Annotated in this window: 14 protein-coding genes; 5 read left to right on the top strand and 9 right to left on the bottom strand. The window is 72.5% G+C overall.

Features of this window, described 5'->3' with window-relative positions:
- The first annotated feature begins 221 nt into the window (after positions 1-221).
- Genes OHU34_RS15170 through OHU34_RS15185 form a run of 4 tightly spaced genes read left to right on the top strand, consistent with a single transcriptional unit; the run spans position 222 to position 4,103 of the window.
- Positions 222-512 carry a hypothetical protein gene (locus OHU34_RS15170; protein WP_054242666.1) on the top strand — a complete coding sequence of 97 codons (291 nt, stop codon included), beginning with the start codon at positions 222-224 and terminating at the stop codon, positions 510-512.
- Positions 513-547: 35 nt separating this feature from the next.
- On the top strand, positions 548-1,381 hold the full coding sequence (locus tag OHU34_RS15175; RefSeq protein ID WP_142266031.1) for a hypothetical protein: 834 nt from the start codon (positions 548-550) through the stop codon (positions 1,379-1,381).
- 17 nt (positions 1,382-1,398) lie between these two features.
- Entirely contained in the window at positions 1,399-3,336 is a 1,938-nt protein-coding gene (locus tag OHU34_RS15180) for a fumarate reductase/succinate dehydrogenase flavoprotein subunit (RefSeq protein ID WP_142266030.1), read from the top strand.
- Complete coding sequence (locus OHU34_RS15185) at positions 3,333-4,103, top strand: succinate dehydrogenase/fumarate reductase iron-sulfur subunit (protein ID WP_142266029.1); 771 nt, start codon at positions 3,333-3,335, stop codon at positions 4,101-4,103. The genes OHU34_RS15180 and OHU34_RS15185 overlap by 4 nt, the downstream gene beginning before the upstream one ends.
- On the opposite strand, the gene OHU34_RS15190 is transcribed toward OHU34_RS15185, so the two are convergent.
- Both OHU34_RS15190 and OHU34_RS15195 read right to left on the bottom strand, forming a co-directional pair.
- Positions 4,084-4,419, bottom strand: coding sequence for a hypothetical protein (locus OHU34_RS15190; RefSeq protein WP_405766769.1), 336 nt, complete (start codon positions 4,417-4,419; stop codon positions 4,084-4,086). The genes OHU34_RS15185 and OHU34_RS15190 overlap by 20 nt on opposite strands.
- Before the next feature lie 67 nt (positions 4,420-4,486).
- On the bottom strand, positions 4,487-5,659 hold the full coding sequence (locus tag OHU34_RS15195) for a hypothetical protein (RefSeq protein ID WP_405772259.1): 1,173 nt from the start codon (positions 5,657-5,659) through the stop codon (positions 4,487-4,489).
- Positions 5,660-5,927: 268 nt separating this feature from the next.
- Between OHU34_RS15195 and OHU34_RS15200 the strand changes: the two genes are divergently transcribed.
- On the top strand, positions 5,928-7,616 hold the full coding sequence (locus OHU34_RS15200) for a hypothetical protein (protein WP_405766771.1): 1,689 nt from the start codon (positions 5,928-5,930) through the stop codon (positions 7,614-7,616).
- A 90-nt stretch (positions 7,617-7,706) separates the two neighbouring features.
- Here OHU34_RS15200 and OHU34_RS15205 read toward each other — a convergent pair whose 3' ends face one another.
- The 7 genes from OHU34_RS15205 to OHU34_RS15235 form a co-directional block, all read right to left on the bottom strand.
- A complete protein-coding gene (locus OHU34_RS15205; protein WP_142266026.1) occupies positions 7,707-10,355 on the bottom strand; it encodes a SpoIIE family protein phosphatase in 2,649 nt (882 codons plus the stop codon).
- A 270-nt stretch (positions 10,356-10,625) separates the two neighbouring features.
- Positions 10,626-11,087 carry an ATP-binding protein gene (locus OHU34_RS15210; protein WP_142266025.1) on the bottom strand — a complete coding sequence of 154 codons (462 nt, stop codon included), beginning with the start codon at positions 11,085-11,087 and terminating at the stop codon, positions 10,626-10,628.
- 185 nt (positions 11,088-11,272) lie between these two features.
- Positions 11,273-11,683, bottom strand: a complete 411-nt coding sequence (locus OHU34_RS15215; protein WP_405766776.1) for a (deoxy)nucleoside triphosphate pyrophosphohydrolase — start codon at positions 11,681-11,683, stop codon at positions 11,273-11,275.
- Between the two features lie 30 nt (positions 11,684-11,713).
- Positions 11,714-11,929 carry an SPOR domain-containing protein gene (locus OHU34_RS15220; protein WP_142266023.1) on the bottom strand — a complete coding sequence of 72 codons (216 nt, stop codon included), beginning with the start codon at positions 11,927-11,929 and terminating at the stop codon, positions 11,714-11,716.
- Positions 11,930-12,387: 458 nt separating this feature from the next.
- Positions 12,388-13,140 carry a GntR family transcriptional regulator gene (locus OHU34_RS15225; RefSeq protein ID WP_020127975.1) on the bottom strand — a complete coding sequence of 251 codons (753 nt, stop codon included), beginning with the start codon at positions 13,138-13,140 and terminating at the stop codon, positions 12,388-12,390.
- A 147-nt stretch (positions 13,141-13,287) separates the two neighbouring features.
- Complete coding sequence (locus tag OHU34_RS15230; protein ID WP_405766779.1) at positions 13,288-14,631, bottom strand: DUF4190 domain-containing protein; 1,344 nt, start codon at positions 14,629-14,631, stop codon at positions 13,288-13,290.
- 93 nt (positions 14,632-14,724) lie between these two features.
- Positions 14,725-16,560 (bottom strand): BTAD domain-containing putative transcriptional regulator, encoded by a 1,836-nt coding sequence (locus OHU34_RS15235; RefSeq protein ID WP_405766782.1) that lies wholly within the window; start codon positions 16,558-16,560, stop codon positions 14,725-14,727.
- Positions 16,561-16,602: the final 42 nt, after the last annotated feature.

Consider the following 16,602-nt stretch of genomic DNA (forward strand, 5'->3'; position numbering starts at 1 on the left):
GCGGTATTTTGGAGTTGATCAGATCTAAGGCTCACTGAAGAGGAAAGGGTTCGCCTGCCGTGGGCGACACGGCGGCAGGGCCTGCCAAGGCCACTCGTGCGGAGCAACGCACCCGCCAATCGCTGCACACGCCTTCACATCGACCGGTGTGACGCGCAACACTCGCAGGCGCATGAACGTTGCCGTCCAGGGCCCAGCCCACACGGAAGCGAGGACTGCTCATGTCCGTGCACGACGACCTGACAACGGCCCAGCGCTGCCTCGACGACCTCTCCCGGTCCGTCGGCCGCCTGGAACAACAGCTCGGCAGCACCGGCCTGGAAATGCGCCGGGTCCGTGCCGACGCCGACCATCTGAGGGAGAGCGTCGCGCTGCTGCGCGAGGCCGCCTCCCAGCCCGGCTCGTCGCGCAGGCCCGAGCTCGTCACCATCCCCGACACCCCGTACGACGACTCCCTGTGGATCGACACGGACGACGAGGGACTCGGCGCCCGGGGCCGGCACGCCCCCTGACCCGGCACGCCCCCTGACCCGACCGGAGTCCTGAGTTGGCCACTGGTACGGAACCATCGCCCACCGACCACCGTCCCCCGAGCGGCGTACGCGGCGCAGGACGCGCCGCGATCGCCGCTCCCCATCTGCGGACCGACCGCTGGTGGCTGGCCCCCGCGGCCACCGCCGCCGGCCTGCTGGCGTTCGTCGTCTACTCGACCTGGCGGGCCTTCGCGAACGCGGACTACTACGCGGCGCCGTACGTCTCGCCGTTCTTCTCCCCGTGTCTGGCGGAGAACTGCGAGACCATGCGGTCCGGCCCCAACTGGGACCTGTTCGGCAGCTGGTGGAGCCTCTCCCCCGCGATCCTCATCCTGATCTTCCCGCTCGGCTTCCGCCTGACCTGCTACTACTACCGCAAGGCGTACTACCGCGGCTTCTGGGCGTCCCCGCCCGCCTGCGCGGTGGCCGAGCCCCACAAGAAGTACACCGGCGAGACCCGCTTCCCGCTGATCCTCCAGAACATCCACCGGTACTTCTTCTACGCAGCGATCGTCGTCGCCGGGATCCTGACCTACGACACCGTGCTCGCCTTCCGCGACGAGCACTACGCATGGGGTCACATGGGCCTCGGGACCCTGGTCTTCCTGGTCAACATCACGCTGATCTGGGCGTACACGATCTCCTGCCACTCCTGCCGGCACATCGTCGGCGGCCAGCTGAAGCACTTCTCCAGGCACCCCGTGCGCTACCGGGCCTGGCGGTTCGTGGGGAAGCTGAACGCCCATCACATGCTGCTGGCGTGGGTGTCGCTGGTGAGCGTGTCGCTCGCCGACTTCTACGTGTATCTCGTCGCGTCCGGTGCCTTCGACGATCCGAGGTTTTTCTAGATGAGTGGGGCCTGCTGATGTCCGTGGTCGACCGCCAGGAGTGGGACGTCGTCGTGGTCGGCGCGGGAGGCGCCGGACTGCGTGCCGCCATCGAGGCGCGCGAACGCGGTGCCCGCACCGCCGTCATCTGCAAGTCGCTGTTCGGCAAGGCGCACACGGTGATGGCCGAGGGCGGCATCGCGGCGGCGATGGCCAACGCCAACGAGCACGACAACTGGCAGGTCCACTTCCGCGACACCCTGCGCGGCGGCAAGTTCCTCAACCAGTGGCGGATGGCCGAGCTGCACGCCCAGGAGGCCCCGGACCGGGTGTGGGAGCTGGAGACCTGGGGCGCCCTCTTCGACCGCACCAAGGACGGCCGGATCTCCCAGCGCAACTTCGGCGGTCACGAGTACCCGCGCCTCGCGCACGTCGGCGACCGGACGGGCCTGGAACTGATCCGCACACTCCAGCAGAAGATCGTCTCGCTCCAGCAGGAGGACCACCGCGAGACCGGCGACTACGAGTCCCGGCTGAAGGTCTTCCAGGAGTGCACGGTCACCCGGGTCCTCAAGGACGGTTCCCGGGTGAGCGGGGTCTTCGCCTACGAACGCGAGACCGGCCGGTTCTTCGTCCTCCAGGCCCCCGCCGTGGTGATCGCGACGGGCGGCATCGGCAAGTCCTTCAAGGTGACGTCGAACTCGTGGGAGTACACGGGCGACGGCCACGCGCTGGCCCTGCTCGCCGGTGCGCCGCTGCTCAACATGGAGTTCGTGCAGTTCCACCCGACGGGCATGGTCTGGCCGCCGTCGGTGAAGGGCATCCTCGTCACCGAGTCGGTGCGCGGCGACGGCGGGGTGCTCAGGAACTCCGAGGGCAAGCGGTTCATGTTCGACTACGTCCCGGACGTCTTCAAGGAGAAGTACGCCGAGTCGGAGGAGGAGGGCGACCGCTGGTACGAGGACCCGGACCACAACCGGCGCCCGCCGGAGCTGCTCCCGCGTGACGAGGTGGCCCGCGCGATCAACTCGGAGGTCAAGGCGGGCCGCGGCTCCCCGCACGGCGGGGTCTTCCTGGACGTGTCGACGCGGATGCCCGCCGAGGTCATCAGGCGTCGGCTGCCCTCCATGTACCACCAGTTCAAGGAGCTGGCCGACGTCGACATCACCGCGGAGGCCATGGAGGTCGGACCGACCTGTCACTACGTGATGGGCGGTATCGCGGTCGACTCCGAGACGGCGGCCGCCCGCGGGGTGCCGGGACTGTTCGCGGCCGGCGAGGTGGCCGGCGGCATGCACGGCTCCAACCGGCTCGGCGGCAACTCCCTCTCCGACCTGCTGGTGTTCGGCCGCCGGGCGGGACTGCACGCGGCGCGGTACACCGCCGGGGCCGGTGCGCAACGCCCGGCGGTGGACGACGAGCAGGTCGACGCGGCGGCCGCGGAGGCGCTGCGGCCGTTCTCCGCGGAGGGCCCCGGGGACCGGGCGGACCACGCGCCGGAGAACCCGTACACGCTCCACCAGGAACTCCAGCAGACCATGAACGACCTGGTCGGCATCATCCGCCGCGAGGGCGAGATGGAGCACGCCCTGGAGAAGCTGGCGGAGCTGCGGGTACGCGCGTGGCGGGCCGGGGTCGAGGGGCACCGGCAGTTCAATCCCGGCTGGCACCTGGCGCTCGACCTGCGGAACATGCTGCTGGTCAGCGAGTGCGTGGCCCGGGCGGCGCTGGAACGCACCGAGTCGCGCGGCGGGCACACCCGCGAGGACCACCCGACGATGGACCGCGCGTGGCGCAACGTCAACCTGCTGTGCGCGCCCGTCGACCCCGTCGACGGCCCGGCGGCGACGGACCCCGTCCGCGGCCGGATCGCCCTCACCCGCGAGACCACCGAACCCATCCGCCCCGACCTGCTCGCCCTCTTCGAGAAAGAGGAGCTGGTCAAGTACCTCACCGAAGAGGAGCTGTACGAGTGAGCAGCTACGAGGCCCGCTTCCGGGTGTGGCGGGGCGACATCGAGGGCGGCGGCCTGAAGGACTTCGAGGTCGAGGTCAACGACGGGGAGGTGGTCCTGGACATCATCCACCGCCTCCAGTCCACCCAGGCGCCCGATCTCGCCGTCCGCTGGAACTGCAAGGCGGGCAAGTGCGGTTCGTGTTCCGCGGAGATCAACGGGCGGCCCCGGCTGCTGTGCATGACCCGCATGTCGGTGTTCGACCGCGAGGAGACCATCACCGTCACGCCGCTGCGCGCCTTCCCGGTGATCCGCGATCTCGTCACCGACGTCGGCTTCAACTACTCCAAGGCGAGGGAGGTTCCGGCGTTCGTGCCGCCCGAGGGGGTCGGCCCGGGCGAGTACCGGATGTTCCAGGAGGACGTGGACCGTTCGCAGGAGTTCCGCAAGTGCATCGAGTGCTTCCTGTGCCAGGACACCTGCCATGTCGTCCGCGACCATGAGGAGAACAAGACGGCGTTCGCGGGCCCGCGCTTCCTCATGCGGGTCGCCGAACTGGACATGCACCCGCTGGACGCGGCCGAGGAGAGCGGCCTGGACCGCCGGCGCACGGCCCAGGACGAACACGGCCTCGGCTACTGCAACATCACCAAGTGCTGCACGGAGGTCTGCCCCGAGGGCATCAAGATCACGGACAATGCGCTGATCCCTCTGAAGGAACGCGCGGTCGACCGCAAGTACGACCCGCTGGTGTGGCTGGGTTCGAAGATCAGGAGGCGCTCGTCGTAGGCGTCGGGGGCAGCCGGGGCGCGTGTCCGGGACGCTGGGCGAGCATCTGGACGGCGAGCCCGGCGAGGTTGACGGCCATTCCGGCGGGCGGGACGTACGGGTTGACCGCCAGGTCGTGGGCGGCCATCGGGCCCAGGAACATGAAGAGGCCCAGGCCCAGGGCGCTCATCAGGGCGCCGACACCCCACAGTCGCGGCCGCAGCACCCGCCTGCGGCCGAACGGCGGCACCCACCCCCGCATGACGGCCGCGATACCGACCACCGCCATGACCGTCACACAGACGACGGCCGTGACCACCAGACTCCAGTGCAGCATGCGCTCATGATCCCACCCGGGCCGGGACCGGGGGAGGGGTCGACCGGGCCTACCGGATCTGCCGCGGCTACCGGACCCAGTCCTTCTCGTACGACGTCCAGTCCTGCTCGGTCGCCGCGAAGTCCACGTACGCCGCGACGCCGAAGTTCGCACGGTCGGCGTCCGTACGGGACAACCCCAGCCGGACGCCCCGGACGGCGGCGGCGACGGTCTCGGCGTGATTCCAGTGGCCGAACCGGTTCTCGTGGTAGAAGGGCAGCCCCATCAGGAGGTCGGTGGAGGCCGGGGTGACCTCCAGGGCGAGCGAGGTCTGCTGGGCGACGTAACCGCCGTACGTGCTCTGCAGCGGCTGCATGGTGTCGTACGACATCACGGCGATCTGGTCGACGCGGCGGGCGACCTGGCCGAAGAACTTCTGCGACCACCACTTGGGGTGGCCGGTGGTCGTGCCCCAGAAGGAGTGGAATCCGGGGACCGGGTCGATCTGGTGCGCGGCGACGGAGAGTTGGGCGTTCCGGGCCTTGGTGACGGCACGCAGGTCGTCCAGGAGGCCCAGGTAGTCGCCGTCGCCGGAGTGCAGCGGTTCGAGGTCGAAGTGGGCGCCCTGGAAGCCGGCGGCGAGGATCTCGCGGGTGGACCGCACGACCGCGGCGCGGGTCTCGGCCCGCTCCAGCCGCATGCCGTTCGGGCTCTCGCTGGCGAGGACGTCGCCGAGCCAGGCCTGGACGCGGAGCTGCGGCGCTTCTCGGTGGACGGCGGCTATGAACCGGGGCGCGCCCGCGTACGCCGACGCCGGGAGGGTGCCGTTGTGCTCCAGGGGGCCGGCGTGGACGTACAGGTCTCGGATACCGGTCTTCCCGAGCCGGTCGGCCAGGGCCTTGACGTCGGCGTCGGTCTTGCGGCCGTCGACCCAGGCGTGGCCCAGCCAGATGGCGTCCTTGCCGCGGGTGTACGTGCCGTCGGCCGGGTCGCCGAGGTAGTTCACGCGGAGGGCCGTCTCGGCGGCGAGGACCGGGACGAGGAGGAGCAGGACCAGGGCGAGGACGGTGCGACGCACCAGCCGTCCGCGACGCCCGCGCCGAGGCGCCGTCCCGGCGGCGGGATCGTCGCCGGTCCCGTTCCCCTCGGCACCTCCGGCACCACCCGTACCTCCGGCACCACCCACGGCACTTTCGCCGCCCGCCGCGACGGACCCGGCCGACGCCTGCCCCGCCCCCGGCTGCGGCTCCGCCTGCGGCACCCCGTTCGTGTCCGTCTCCGGCTGCGGGTCGGTCTCCGACTCCCCCCGCGCGTCCTTCTCCGTCTGCGGTTCGGCCTCCGACTCCCCCTTCACTCCCGTCCCTGCGTGCGGCCCTGCCTCCGGCACCCCGTTCGTGTCCGTCTCCGGCTTCGTGCGACCCGGTGGCCGTTCCATCGCGGTTCCCCCTCGCGTGTCGTTCCGCCCCACCGCCCCCGTGTCGGGTGCATCCCGGTCGCGTGGCCGTAATCGCGGCCATACGCTCCCAAATGTGACCTCTTCCTTGCATCGGGGCCGGCCGCGGCGTGCCAAGTCGCACATATCCGTGCGGGTGGCGCATGCCGTGCTGGGCGGTGCGGTCGGGGTCGTGTGGCTGGTGTTGCCAGGGATGACGTCCGGTGGCGACGCTCCGGTTGCGATCAAGAACCCGGCGCCCGGCGCGAGCGCCACCGCGGCCGAGGGCGACGAGCGGTCCACCGTCGATCTGGTGCTGCCGCTCGTGGCGGTCGGCGCGGCCGGGGCGATCGCCGGATACGGGTACGTACGACGCGTCCGGCGCACCCGCGTCCGGACGACTCCCGGCGGGGCCGGCGGCTCACCGCCGCCGAGGTCGTCGCCGCCTCTCGCGGCCCTCGACGAGCAGGCCTGCGCGGCGCTCGTCGAGGCCGACAACCGGGTCCGCGCGGCACGCACCGAGCTCGGCTTCGCCGGGGCGCTGTGCACGGCGCGGGACCTGGAGACCTTCCGCCGGGCCGTCCGTGAGGCGGAGACGGAACTCACCGCCGCGTTCCGGATGCGGCAGCGGTACGACGAGGGCGTGCCTGCGGAGGAGGCGGCCCGGGAACACGCGCTCGCCGGGATCGTCGGACGGTGTGCGGAGGCCGGTCGGCGGCTGGACTCCGTGGCCGCGGAGTTCGGGCGGCTACGGGGACTGGAACAGGGGCTGGGAGAGGCGTTGGGAGTCGCCGAGGGCCGGTTCCGGGAGCTGGCGGGGCGTGCGGGGGCCTCGGAAGCGGTGCTCACCGGGCTCCGGGCCCGGTACGCGCCCACGGCCACCGCCTCCGTCACCGGGAGTGTCGAACAGGCCAAGGACCGCCTCCTGTTCGCCACCGTCCGGCTGAACCAGGCCCGTCAGTCGGCCGATTCGGGGCGACCGGAGCGGGCGGCCCGGCAGCTGCGCGCCGCCGAGGGCGCCGTCGCCCAGGCGGCCGTCTTCGTCGACGGCGTCGAGCGGCTGGCCGCGGAGCTGCGGTCGGCCGAGCAGACCGTGCCGGCCGCCCTCACGGGCGCCGAGGCGGAGCTGGCCTGGGCCAGACGTCAGCGGGACCCGTCGGCGCGACAGCGGTCGGCCCCCGGACCGGCGACCCCACACCCGGTCGAGCCCCGCCCCGACGCGAGCCCGCCGCCCGCTGCCGCCGGGACGACCCCGGGCGGGTTCGAGGTCCGGCTGCTGCACGTCGACGCCGTGCTCGACTCCGTGCGGCAGGAGCTGACCGGCGGTCAGCCCAGGGACCCGGTCGGGGTGCTGCGTCGGATCGTGCGGGCGACCGTGCCGGTCACCTCGGGGCGGGCCGGGGTGCTGCCGGCCGCCGCGCTGATCACCGCCCGCACCGCCACCGCCGCCGCGGCCGACTTCGTCGCGACGCACCGGGGCGCGGTGGGCGCCACCGCGCGCACCCGGCTGGCGGAGGCGGAACGGCTCCTCGCCACGGGCGACCCGGCGGACCGTCCGCCCGCCGACCTCCTCGCACTGGAGGCCCGGGAGCTCGCCGAGCGCGACGTACGCGCGCACGGGAACCCGTACGTGGGTGCCGTCGGCGCCGAGGAGACGGCCGGCACCGGCGGGGCCGTGCTCGGCGGCATCGTCCGCGCCGAGGAGCCCGAGGACGGCACGCCCGCGGGCTTCGCCGGACCGGCCCGCCCGCCCAGGCACGGCCCGGCCCCGAGTGACCGGAAGTGACCGGCGCCGGGCCGCAGGAAGGGTCAGAAACAGCTCCGGACCAGCTCCGGACGAGCTCGGAGATCGGCCCAGGGCCGGTTCGGAACGGGTTCAGAACAGGCTCAGCAACGCCTCCGCCGGGTCCGCCAGGCCCGTCTCTCCGTCCGGCAGCGGAAGTTCGAACCACACCGTCTTGCCGCGCGGGGTGCGGCGCGAGCCCCAGGCCGCCGACAGCAGGCCCACGAGCTGGAGACCCCGGCCGCCCTCGTCGGTGTCCCGGGCGCGGCGGCGGCGTGGCTGGACGAGGCCCGCGTCCCAGACCTCGCACACCAGCGTGCGGTCGAGGAGCAGCCGGAGCCGGATCTCGCCCTCGCCGTACCGCAGGGCGTTGGTGACCAGCTCGCTGACCAGCAGTTCCGTCGTGTCGACAAGGGGTTCCAGGTCCCAGGCCAGCAGCTGGCCGCGGGCGTGTTCCCGGGCTCTGCCCACGCTGCGCGGCTCGCGCGGCAGGGTCCAGTCGCCGACCGAGTCGACGGGCAGGCCCTGCACGCGTGCCATCAGCAGCGCGATGTCGTCCTCGCCGTGGTGCGAGTCGAGGGTGTTGAGGACGTGGTCGCAGACGTCCTCCAGCGGGCTGGAGGGGTCGGTGAGGGCTCCGACGAACGCGTTGAGTCCCTCGTCCAGCGGATGGTCGCGCGACTCGACCAGTCCGTCCGTGTAGAGCGCCAGCAGGGCGCCTTCGGGGAGATCGACCTCCACCTCCTCGAAGGGCTCGCCGCCGACGCCGAGCGGGAGGCCGGGCGGCACGTCGAGCATCAGGGCCGGCTCACCGGGTTCGACGAGCACCGGGGGCAGATGGCCCGCGTTGGCGAACGTGCAGCGCCGGGTCACCGAGTCGTAGACCGCGTACACGCAGGTCGCGAGGTACACCTCGGACAGGTCGGCCTCGCGGGGGCGGCGGGCGGCCCGGGTGGCCTGCTGGACGCCTCCGGGGGCGCCGAGGCCGCGCGCGATCTCGTCCAGCGCCGAGAGGACCTCGGCCGGTTCCAGGTCCAGCAGCGCCAGCGTCCGGACGGCCGTGCGCAGTTCGCCCATCGCGACCGCCGCGCGCAGACCGCGGCCCATGACGTCGCCCACCACCAGCGCCGTGCGGTGGCCGGGCAGCTCGATGACGTCGAACCAGTCGCCGCCGACCTCGCTCGGACGGCCGGTGGAGGCATTGCCCGGCAGATAGCGGCAGGCGATGTCCAGGCCCGAGGCCACCGGGTCCCCGGGCGGCAGCAGCGACCGTTGCAGTATCAGCGCCCGTTCGTGCTCCCGCCGGTACAGGCGGGCGTTGTCGATACAGACGGCCGCCCGCGCCGCCAGCTCCACGGCCAGATCGCGGTCCCGGTCGCCGAACGGCTCGCTGCCCTTCGTCCGGGAGAACTGCGCGAGGCCGACGACGGTGTCGTGGGCGACCATCGGGACGGCGAGGGTGGACTGCACGAGGCCGCCCTCCTCGCCGGGGATGGCCTGCGGGCGGGCGGTGCGCAGGGCGTCCGCGCAGGGCGAGTTGAACGGGAAGTGGTGGACCGCGCCGACCGCGACGGGCGCGCCGGCGCCGGGGAAGGGGGCGTCGGAGACGGCGGAGGAGAAGGCGACCCGGCGCAGTTCGGCGCTGCCGTCGGCGAGGCCGGACGGGGTCTCGTCGCCGGCCAGGAGGCCCTGGTAGAGGTCCACGGTGGCGAGATCGCAGAAGCCGGGCACGACGACGTCGAGGAGTTCGCGCGCGGTCGTCTCCAGGTCGAGGGAGTTCCCTATGCGGGCACCCGCCTCGTTCAGCAGGGCGAGATTGCGCCGGGCCGCGGCGGCCTCGCGGGCGGCGGCGCGGCGGGCGGTGATGTCGGTGCCGAGCCAGGCGATGCCGATGGGCCTGCCGGTGCCGCTGTGCACGCGGTAGAGGTTGATCGACCAGTGCCGGCGCTCGTCGGAGCCCGGCACGAAACCGGTGACGTGCATGTCCGTGATGGAGTCGCCGGTCTCCAGGACCCTGCGCAGGGTCGCGCTGACCCGGTCGGCCTCGGGCCGGGGCAGGTAGTCGTGGACGCCCTTGCCGCGGTGGTCGTCGGGGGTGCCGCCGAAGATCGAGGCGAACCGGTGGTTGGCGCGGCGGACCCGCAGGTCGGGGTCGATCAGCAGGAAGCCGAACGGGGATTGGCCGAAAATGGCCTGCGAGGCGGCGAGGTCGGTCTCGATGCTGCGGAGCGTGCGGACGTCGACGACGATGCACACGGCGGCCTTCTCGCCGTCCAGGCTGCGCGTCGGCATGACGTAGACCTCGGCGAGGCCCTTCTCACCGCGGCCGCCGCCGGGCACCGGATCCGGCATCCGGAACGGCACCACGCCGGTCCACTCCCGCCCGTCGAGGATCTCGGCCATCTTGCGCTGGCCGCGTTCGCGCAGGTCGGGGTCGATGAACGCGTCGATGGGGTCCATGCCGACGGCCCGGTCGGCGGGGATGCCGAAGATCTGCTCGGCGCGCAGGCTCCACTGGTCGACGAGGCCGTCGGGGCCGATCGAGAACGAGGCGACCTTGATGTAGTCGTAGATCGAACCGGGCGGACTGCTCTGCCACATGGCGTCACCTGGCGTCGCCGCGTCGCCCGGGCCGTCGGCGAAGCCGTGCGCGGCATCGGCGGCGAGCGCACCCGCGGCCTTCGCCCTCGCGCCGCCCGACGGGTCCTCGGACTCCGTGGCCTTCGCTGGTATCTCGCTCACGCGAACCGTCCCCTCCAGCTCACCGCGTCCGGCACCGGTCACCGGCGGCGGCTGCCCGCAGTATCCAGCACTACGGGTCCGCACGACACGGTGTTCACGATCACAGCACGGTCCAGGCGTTTTTTGGCCCGTCCCGCGACAACACTTCCAGTCTTCTAACCAGCGGACACGCCGTCGAACCACCTCTTCCGGGACCGTTCGGAGACCGGAACCGGACGGGCGACAGCGCGAGCCCCGCCGTACACCGGCTCATCCCCGTGAGACGCCCCGTCAACCCGGCACCGCCAGCTCGAACCAGACCGTCTTGCCGGTGTTCCCGGGCCGGCTACCCCAGCGGCGCGAGGAGGAGGCAACCAGCTGCAGTCCGCGCCCGTTCTCGTCCTCGGGCTGGGCGACCCGCTCGCGGGGCGGGTCGGGCAGCGGGTCGGAGACCTCGACCAGCAGGACGTCCGCCAGGCCGGCGGGGCGGACCAGACGGAGGCCGATGGGGCCGGTCGCGTGCCGCAGGGCATTGGTCACCAGCTCGCTGACCAGCAGCGCCGCGATGTCGCTCAGGCTGTCGAGGCCCCAGTTGTGCAACTGGCCGCGGACGGCACCGCGGGCGGTGCGCACCGCACCGGGGTCCGCGGGGAACGTCCACTCGGCGCATTCTCCGTCGGTGTCGATCACGCCGATCACTTCCCGGGCCAGCGAGTAAACCCATGTCCGGTTTCGTGGGGTTAATGGCCACATACCCGATATTTGGTGGCCAGTACCGCACAGCGAGGCGCACTGTGGCACGAACGGCGTACGCGGCGACCCGCCCCCCGGTCGAAGCGCCCCCGGATCGAACCCGCCGCCGCCCGACGCGCCCCCCGTCGACGGAACCCCGGCCCGGCGGCGCCGGTTCGGCGGGGCCCGGTTCGGCGGGGCCCGGTTCAGCGGGCTCCGGTGCCGAGTTTCGAGAGTGTCTCGCGTACCGCGGGTACGTCCTGGTCCAGCCAGTCGACGTCCCAGATCTCGGCCGGGGCGAGCCAGCGCAGCGCGTCGTGGTCCTGGAGGGGCTCGGGAGCGGCGGAGCCGGGGCACAGCCGGGCGGTCCACACCTGGAGGACGTAGGGCGGCCTGAGCGGCCACTCGCCGGGGACGCGCTCGACCGTCTCGGCCTCGACGCCGAGTTCCTCGCGCAGCTCGCGCACGAGCGCGGCCTCGGGCGCCTCTCCCTGCTCGACCTTTCCGCCGGGCAGTTCCCAGCGGCCGGCGAGTTCCGGGGGTGCGCTGCGGCGCGCGGCGAGCAGGCGGCCGGCGTCGAGCAGGGCGGCTCCCACCACCACGATCCGTTCCGTCATGTGCCGGAGCCTACGGGACCGCACGGAACGTCAGTTCAGCGTGCCGTCCCCGTTCTGCGCCTGGGCCTGTGCCTGGCCCTGGCCGATGCGCTCGACCCAGTAGAGCTGCTTGTGGCCGCGACTGTCGAGGCTGTCCGCGGTCTTCTGGGCCTCGGCCCGGGTCGCGTACCTGCCCACGCGGTAGCGATTGCCGTTGTCGTCCTGCCGTATGACGAGCCAGGGCAGGGAGATGGTGCTGTCGTTCATCGAGCCCCACACCCCCTTCTCGTCCCGGCCCGCCCGGATCCCGTCCGCGGCACGCCTCGCGCCCCGCCCTCTAAGGAAACCGCAATCCGCATATGCCCGAGCGTACGCCTTACCTTTACGCACCGAACACGACTTTGCACAAAGAGGTACGCAACCAGCCAAGACGCAGGGGGCGCGCGAGGCCGAACGCGCCGTGCGCGCGCCGCGATGCGTCCGGTCGGCGGGGTTCCGGGCACCTGGGGGACGACCTGCGGGAACAACCGGAAACGACCGGATTCCGACGGCGCGCGGGCGGGCCCACGGCGGGCGGATACCGGGGGCAACTGCCGGAAGGGTGTGCGCCGCCCGTGGGAATGCGCTACCGCCCCGGACGGCACCCCCGCCCCCACCGCTTCACCCACGCCGCCGGGGGCGGAGCCCGCCCCGCGCCGGGAGACGCCCCCGGCGCACTCCGGCGGTTACTTCACCGGCAGGTGGTAGGCGACCCGGTAACGGTCGGCCGGGATCACCACGTCGGCCGTCTCGACCGGGCGGCCCGAGGCGTAGTACGTGCGCTGGACGACCAGGACGACATGCCCCGGGACGCCACCGAGGGCGAGGAACTCCTCGGCGAGACCGGGCCGGGCGCCGACCTCCTCGGTGACGTTGTCGACGATCACGTCGATGGCGCGCATCCGCTCGACGACGCCCATCCCGCCGAGCGGACCCTCCTCGGGCAGCATGACGGGCGTGCGGCCGGTGACGGCGAGGGGCTCCCACGAGGTGGAGAGCATCATCGCCTCGCCGGCCTCCCGGAAGACATACCTGGTGCACATCACGCGGTCGCCGGACGCGATGCCGAGCCGCTCGGCGACGGAGACGCCCGCCTCGGCCTGCTCGCTGCTGGACTCCCAGGTCCCCCGCGTGTGCGCCTCGGCCTGCTCCTGCCGGAACGGCGTGGCGCCGCTCACGGGGCGGTAGCCGGAGCGGGCGATCCGGCGTGGCACGGGCCGCTCGCGCACATACGTGCCCGAACCGGAGCGGCCCTCGACCAGCCCCTCGGCCATCAGCACCTTGCGCGCCTCGAGGGCGACGGTGTCGGAGACCCCGTACTCCTCCCGGATCCTCGCCTGCGAAGGGAGCCGGGTGTGCGGTGGCAGCGACCCGTCGGCGATCTTCTTGCGGAGATCACCCGCGACACGCAGATACGCCGGCTGCTCACCGAATGTCACTGGCCACTCCCATCAGGTTGTACAGACAGCTACAGCCTGGCAACCGTGGGTTGTGCCGTGCAAGCAAAGGCCAGAGAATCACTCGATGTGATGACATGCGCTCGGGAAACCCTTTACCCAGGCACTTTCTCCCCGCTATGGACGCGATCACACATCCAGGCCGCTGTCGCTGTCGCCCCCGCCCGTGCCGCCGCTCCCGCTGTCGGAGTCCTCGTCGTAGGTGGGCGGCGTGGTGGCCAGGCCCAGAGCCTTGCGGGCCGTGACCGTGGTGGCCCCGTCGACGTAGGCGTAGGCCGTGTCGTAGTGCTCGTAGAAGCCGTCGGCGTCGGTGGCCTTCTCCGCCGCCGTCCACTCCTTCGCCGCGTCCCGCATGTCCTTCACCAGGGCGGCCATCGGCTTTTCCCGGGCCGGCGTCATCCAGAGGTGCGAGCCCAGCTGGTCCGCCTGATTGCCGGTCACTTCGCCGGTGTCACCGGCCCAGGTGCGGTTGCTCGCGAGGTCCTCCTCGGCGTACTCCTCCGGCTCCTCGAAGAGGACGTCGTCGACGGCGGCCATCGCCTTGAGGAAGGCGAACTGGTCGGGGTCGAGCGTCGACGCGTCGGCGCGCAGCGAGCCGGTCAGGGTGCCCTTCTCGTCCACGTTGGCGAAGACACAGGTGATCTCGCGGTCGCCCCAGCTCCAGCTGTCGGCGGTGGGCGTCAGGTAGTAGATGTCGACCTCGTCGGTCAGCGCCCAGGGGTCCATCGCGTAGGCGTCCTGGAGCGTGTAGCACTTGTCGTCGGCCACGTCCGTGACGTGGTCGTCGCCCGGGAAGCTGTCGCCGGTCAGCGGGACCGTGGCGAACACCTCGGCGTCGTGCTCACCGGAGCAGTCGACCTCGTCGACGTCGTAGACGTCCTCGTCGAAGGTCTCACCCGGCACGTCGAAACAGTCGCCCTTGGCGAGCGCGAAGCTGGAGTTGCCGCTCGCACCCTCCTTGAAGCCGTCCCAGAAGTCGGAGGCGCCGCCCGTGGACAGCGCGAGGACCCACACCGCGAGTCCGACCGAGGACAGGACCGTGCCCACGATCGCCATCGCCTTGCCGCGCTCCCCCCGCTTCCTGATCTGCACCAGGGCGATGATCCCGAGGAGCAGCCCGACGCCCGGCAGGAAGCAGAGCAGGCCGAGGACGAGGGCGGCGATGGCCACACCGTTGACCGGCGAGGGCCGGCCGTAGGGGCTGTAGCCCTGGCCCCAGACGGGGTAGGGCACCGCACCGTACGGGGCCTGCGGGTACGAGGGGTGCGGGTACGGCCCCATCGGCCCCGGACCCATCGGGCCCGGTGGGCCCTGCGGGCCGTACGGCCCCTGGGCGTACGGGTCCTGCGGGGGCGGGGCGAACGGGTCCTGCGGGGGCGGGGCGAACGGGTCCTGCGGGTACGGGCTCTGCGGCTGCGGAGGCTGGTACGGGTCCTGGGGCTGGTGCGGCCCGGGAGGCGGGGGTATGGACACGGGTACCGTGCTCCTGGTTCAGACGGTTCAGGCAGTTGTACGACTGCGCGCATCGTAAGCGCGGCACGACCAGGGGCGGAACGGAGATTCGGTTCAGGCGGCCGCGCCCGCCTCCTCGACGAGCAGCTCCCGGGTGCAGTCCCGGATCAGGCTGTGGAACGAGAACCTGGCCGGGGTGTCCTCCCGGATCAGGTTGTTCTCGATCAGCGCGTCGAAGTGGTGTTCCACGTCCCCGGCCGGCAGCCCCGTGACGAGGGCCGCGTGCGCGATGTCGTAGGAGGCGGCCGGCTGGAGGCTGATGAGCCTGCTGAACCGCCTTTCGGGCGCGCTCAGATGGTCGTAGGACACCCGCAGCACGGCCATCAGGTCGCGGTCGGCGGTCTGCAGACAGCGGGCCCGCTGCGCCGGTTGCGCGAGGCGCTCGACGAGGTCGGCGACGGCCCACGCCGGACGGTCGCGCAGCCGGGTCGCGGCGATGCGCAGGGCCAGCGGCAGCCGGCCGCACAGCTCGACGGCCCGCGCGACCTGCGCCGGTTCGCGCCGCGCGCGGGGCTCTCCGACGATCCGCCGGAACAGCGTCACCGCGTCGGCGGACGGCAGCACGTCGAGGCAGAGCGGCAGCGCGCCGTCCAGGGCGGTGAGCTTGCGCCGACTGGTCACCAGCACCAACGTGCCCCCGGTGCCCGGCAGCAGGGGCGTGACGTGGGCGCTGTCCGCCGCGTCGTCGAGGACGACCAGGCAGCGGCGGCCCGCCAGGCGTGAGCGCCACAGGGCGCTGCGCTCCTCCAGGCTGGGCGGGATCTCCTGCGCGGTGAGGCCACTCGCCTGCAGCAGGACGGCGAGCGCCTGCTCGGTCGGCACCGGCGACCGGGTCGCGCTGAAGCCGTGCAGGTTGATGAAGTACTGCCCGTCCGGGTAGAGCTCGGTGACCCGGTGGGCGAGGCGCACCGCGAGCGTCGTCTTGCCGACCCCGCCCATGCCGTCGATCGCCACCATCACCGGCGAGCCGCCCGGCTCCTGTGCGGCGACGGCCGTCAGGGTGGCCAGTTCCGCGGTGCGCCCGGTGAAGTCCGTGAGGTCGTGGGGCAGGTAGTGCCTGCCGTTCCCGGGCGGTGCGGACGGTCCCGTCCCGCGGTCGTCGGACGGCTCGGCGCCGGCCGCCGCCGCGAGCGCGGGTCCCGCCGAGCCGTGCAGGTCCGGGGAGTCGGCGAGGATCTCCGCGTGCAGGGCGCGCAGCCGGGGGCTCGGCTCCAGGCCTAGTTCGTCCACCAGGAACCGCCGGCCCTCGTCGTAGACCGCGAGGGCGTCGGCCTGCCGGCCGCTGCGGCACAGGGCGATCATCAGGCTGCCGCGCAGGGCCTCGCGCAGCGGGTACTCCGCGATCAGCGCGTGCAGTTCGCCGACGAGGGAGCCGGTCTCGCCGAGCTTCAGGCGCAGGGCGACGAGGTCCTCCACGGCGGTCAGCCGCTGCTCGGCGAGCTTGACCGCGGCGCCGGAGACCGCCGGGCACTGGATACCGGCGAAGGCCTCCCCGCGCCAGAGGTCCACCGCCGACTGGAGCAGCCGGACGGCCTCGGTGTACCGGTTCTCGCGCTCCGCCACCTTGGCCGCGCGCACCCGGCTGACGAACCGGTGCGCGTCCATGGCGTCCTCGGGTACGACCAGGCGGTAGCCGACGTCCACGGTGACCAGGCTGGTCCCGTCCGACGCGGAGAGGATGCGGCGCAGGTCGCGGATCGCGTTGTGCACCTGCGGACGGGCCGACGGCGGTGGGTCCTCCCACAGTTCGTCCACCAGCGCGTCCATCGGAACGACCCGGTTGGCGTTGAGGAGCAGCAGGGCGAGGAGCCGCTGTTGCCGCATGCCCCGGACGCGGATCGGGATGCCCGACTCACGCAGTTCCAGAGATCCCAGGACCAGGAATTCCATTTCTTCTGTCCCCCGATGTCTTTCAACTCGGTTCAGCACATG

The organism is Streptomyces sp. NBC_00080, assembly GCF_045041255.1.
GTDB lineage: Bacteria > Actinomycetota > Actinomycetes > Streptomycetales > Streptomycetaceae > Streptomyces > Streptomyces coriariae.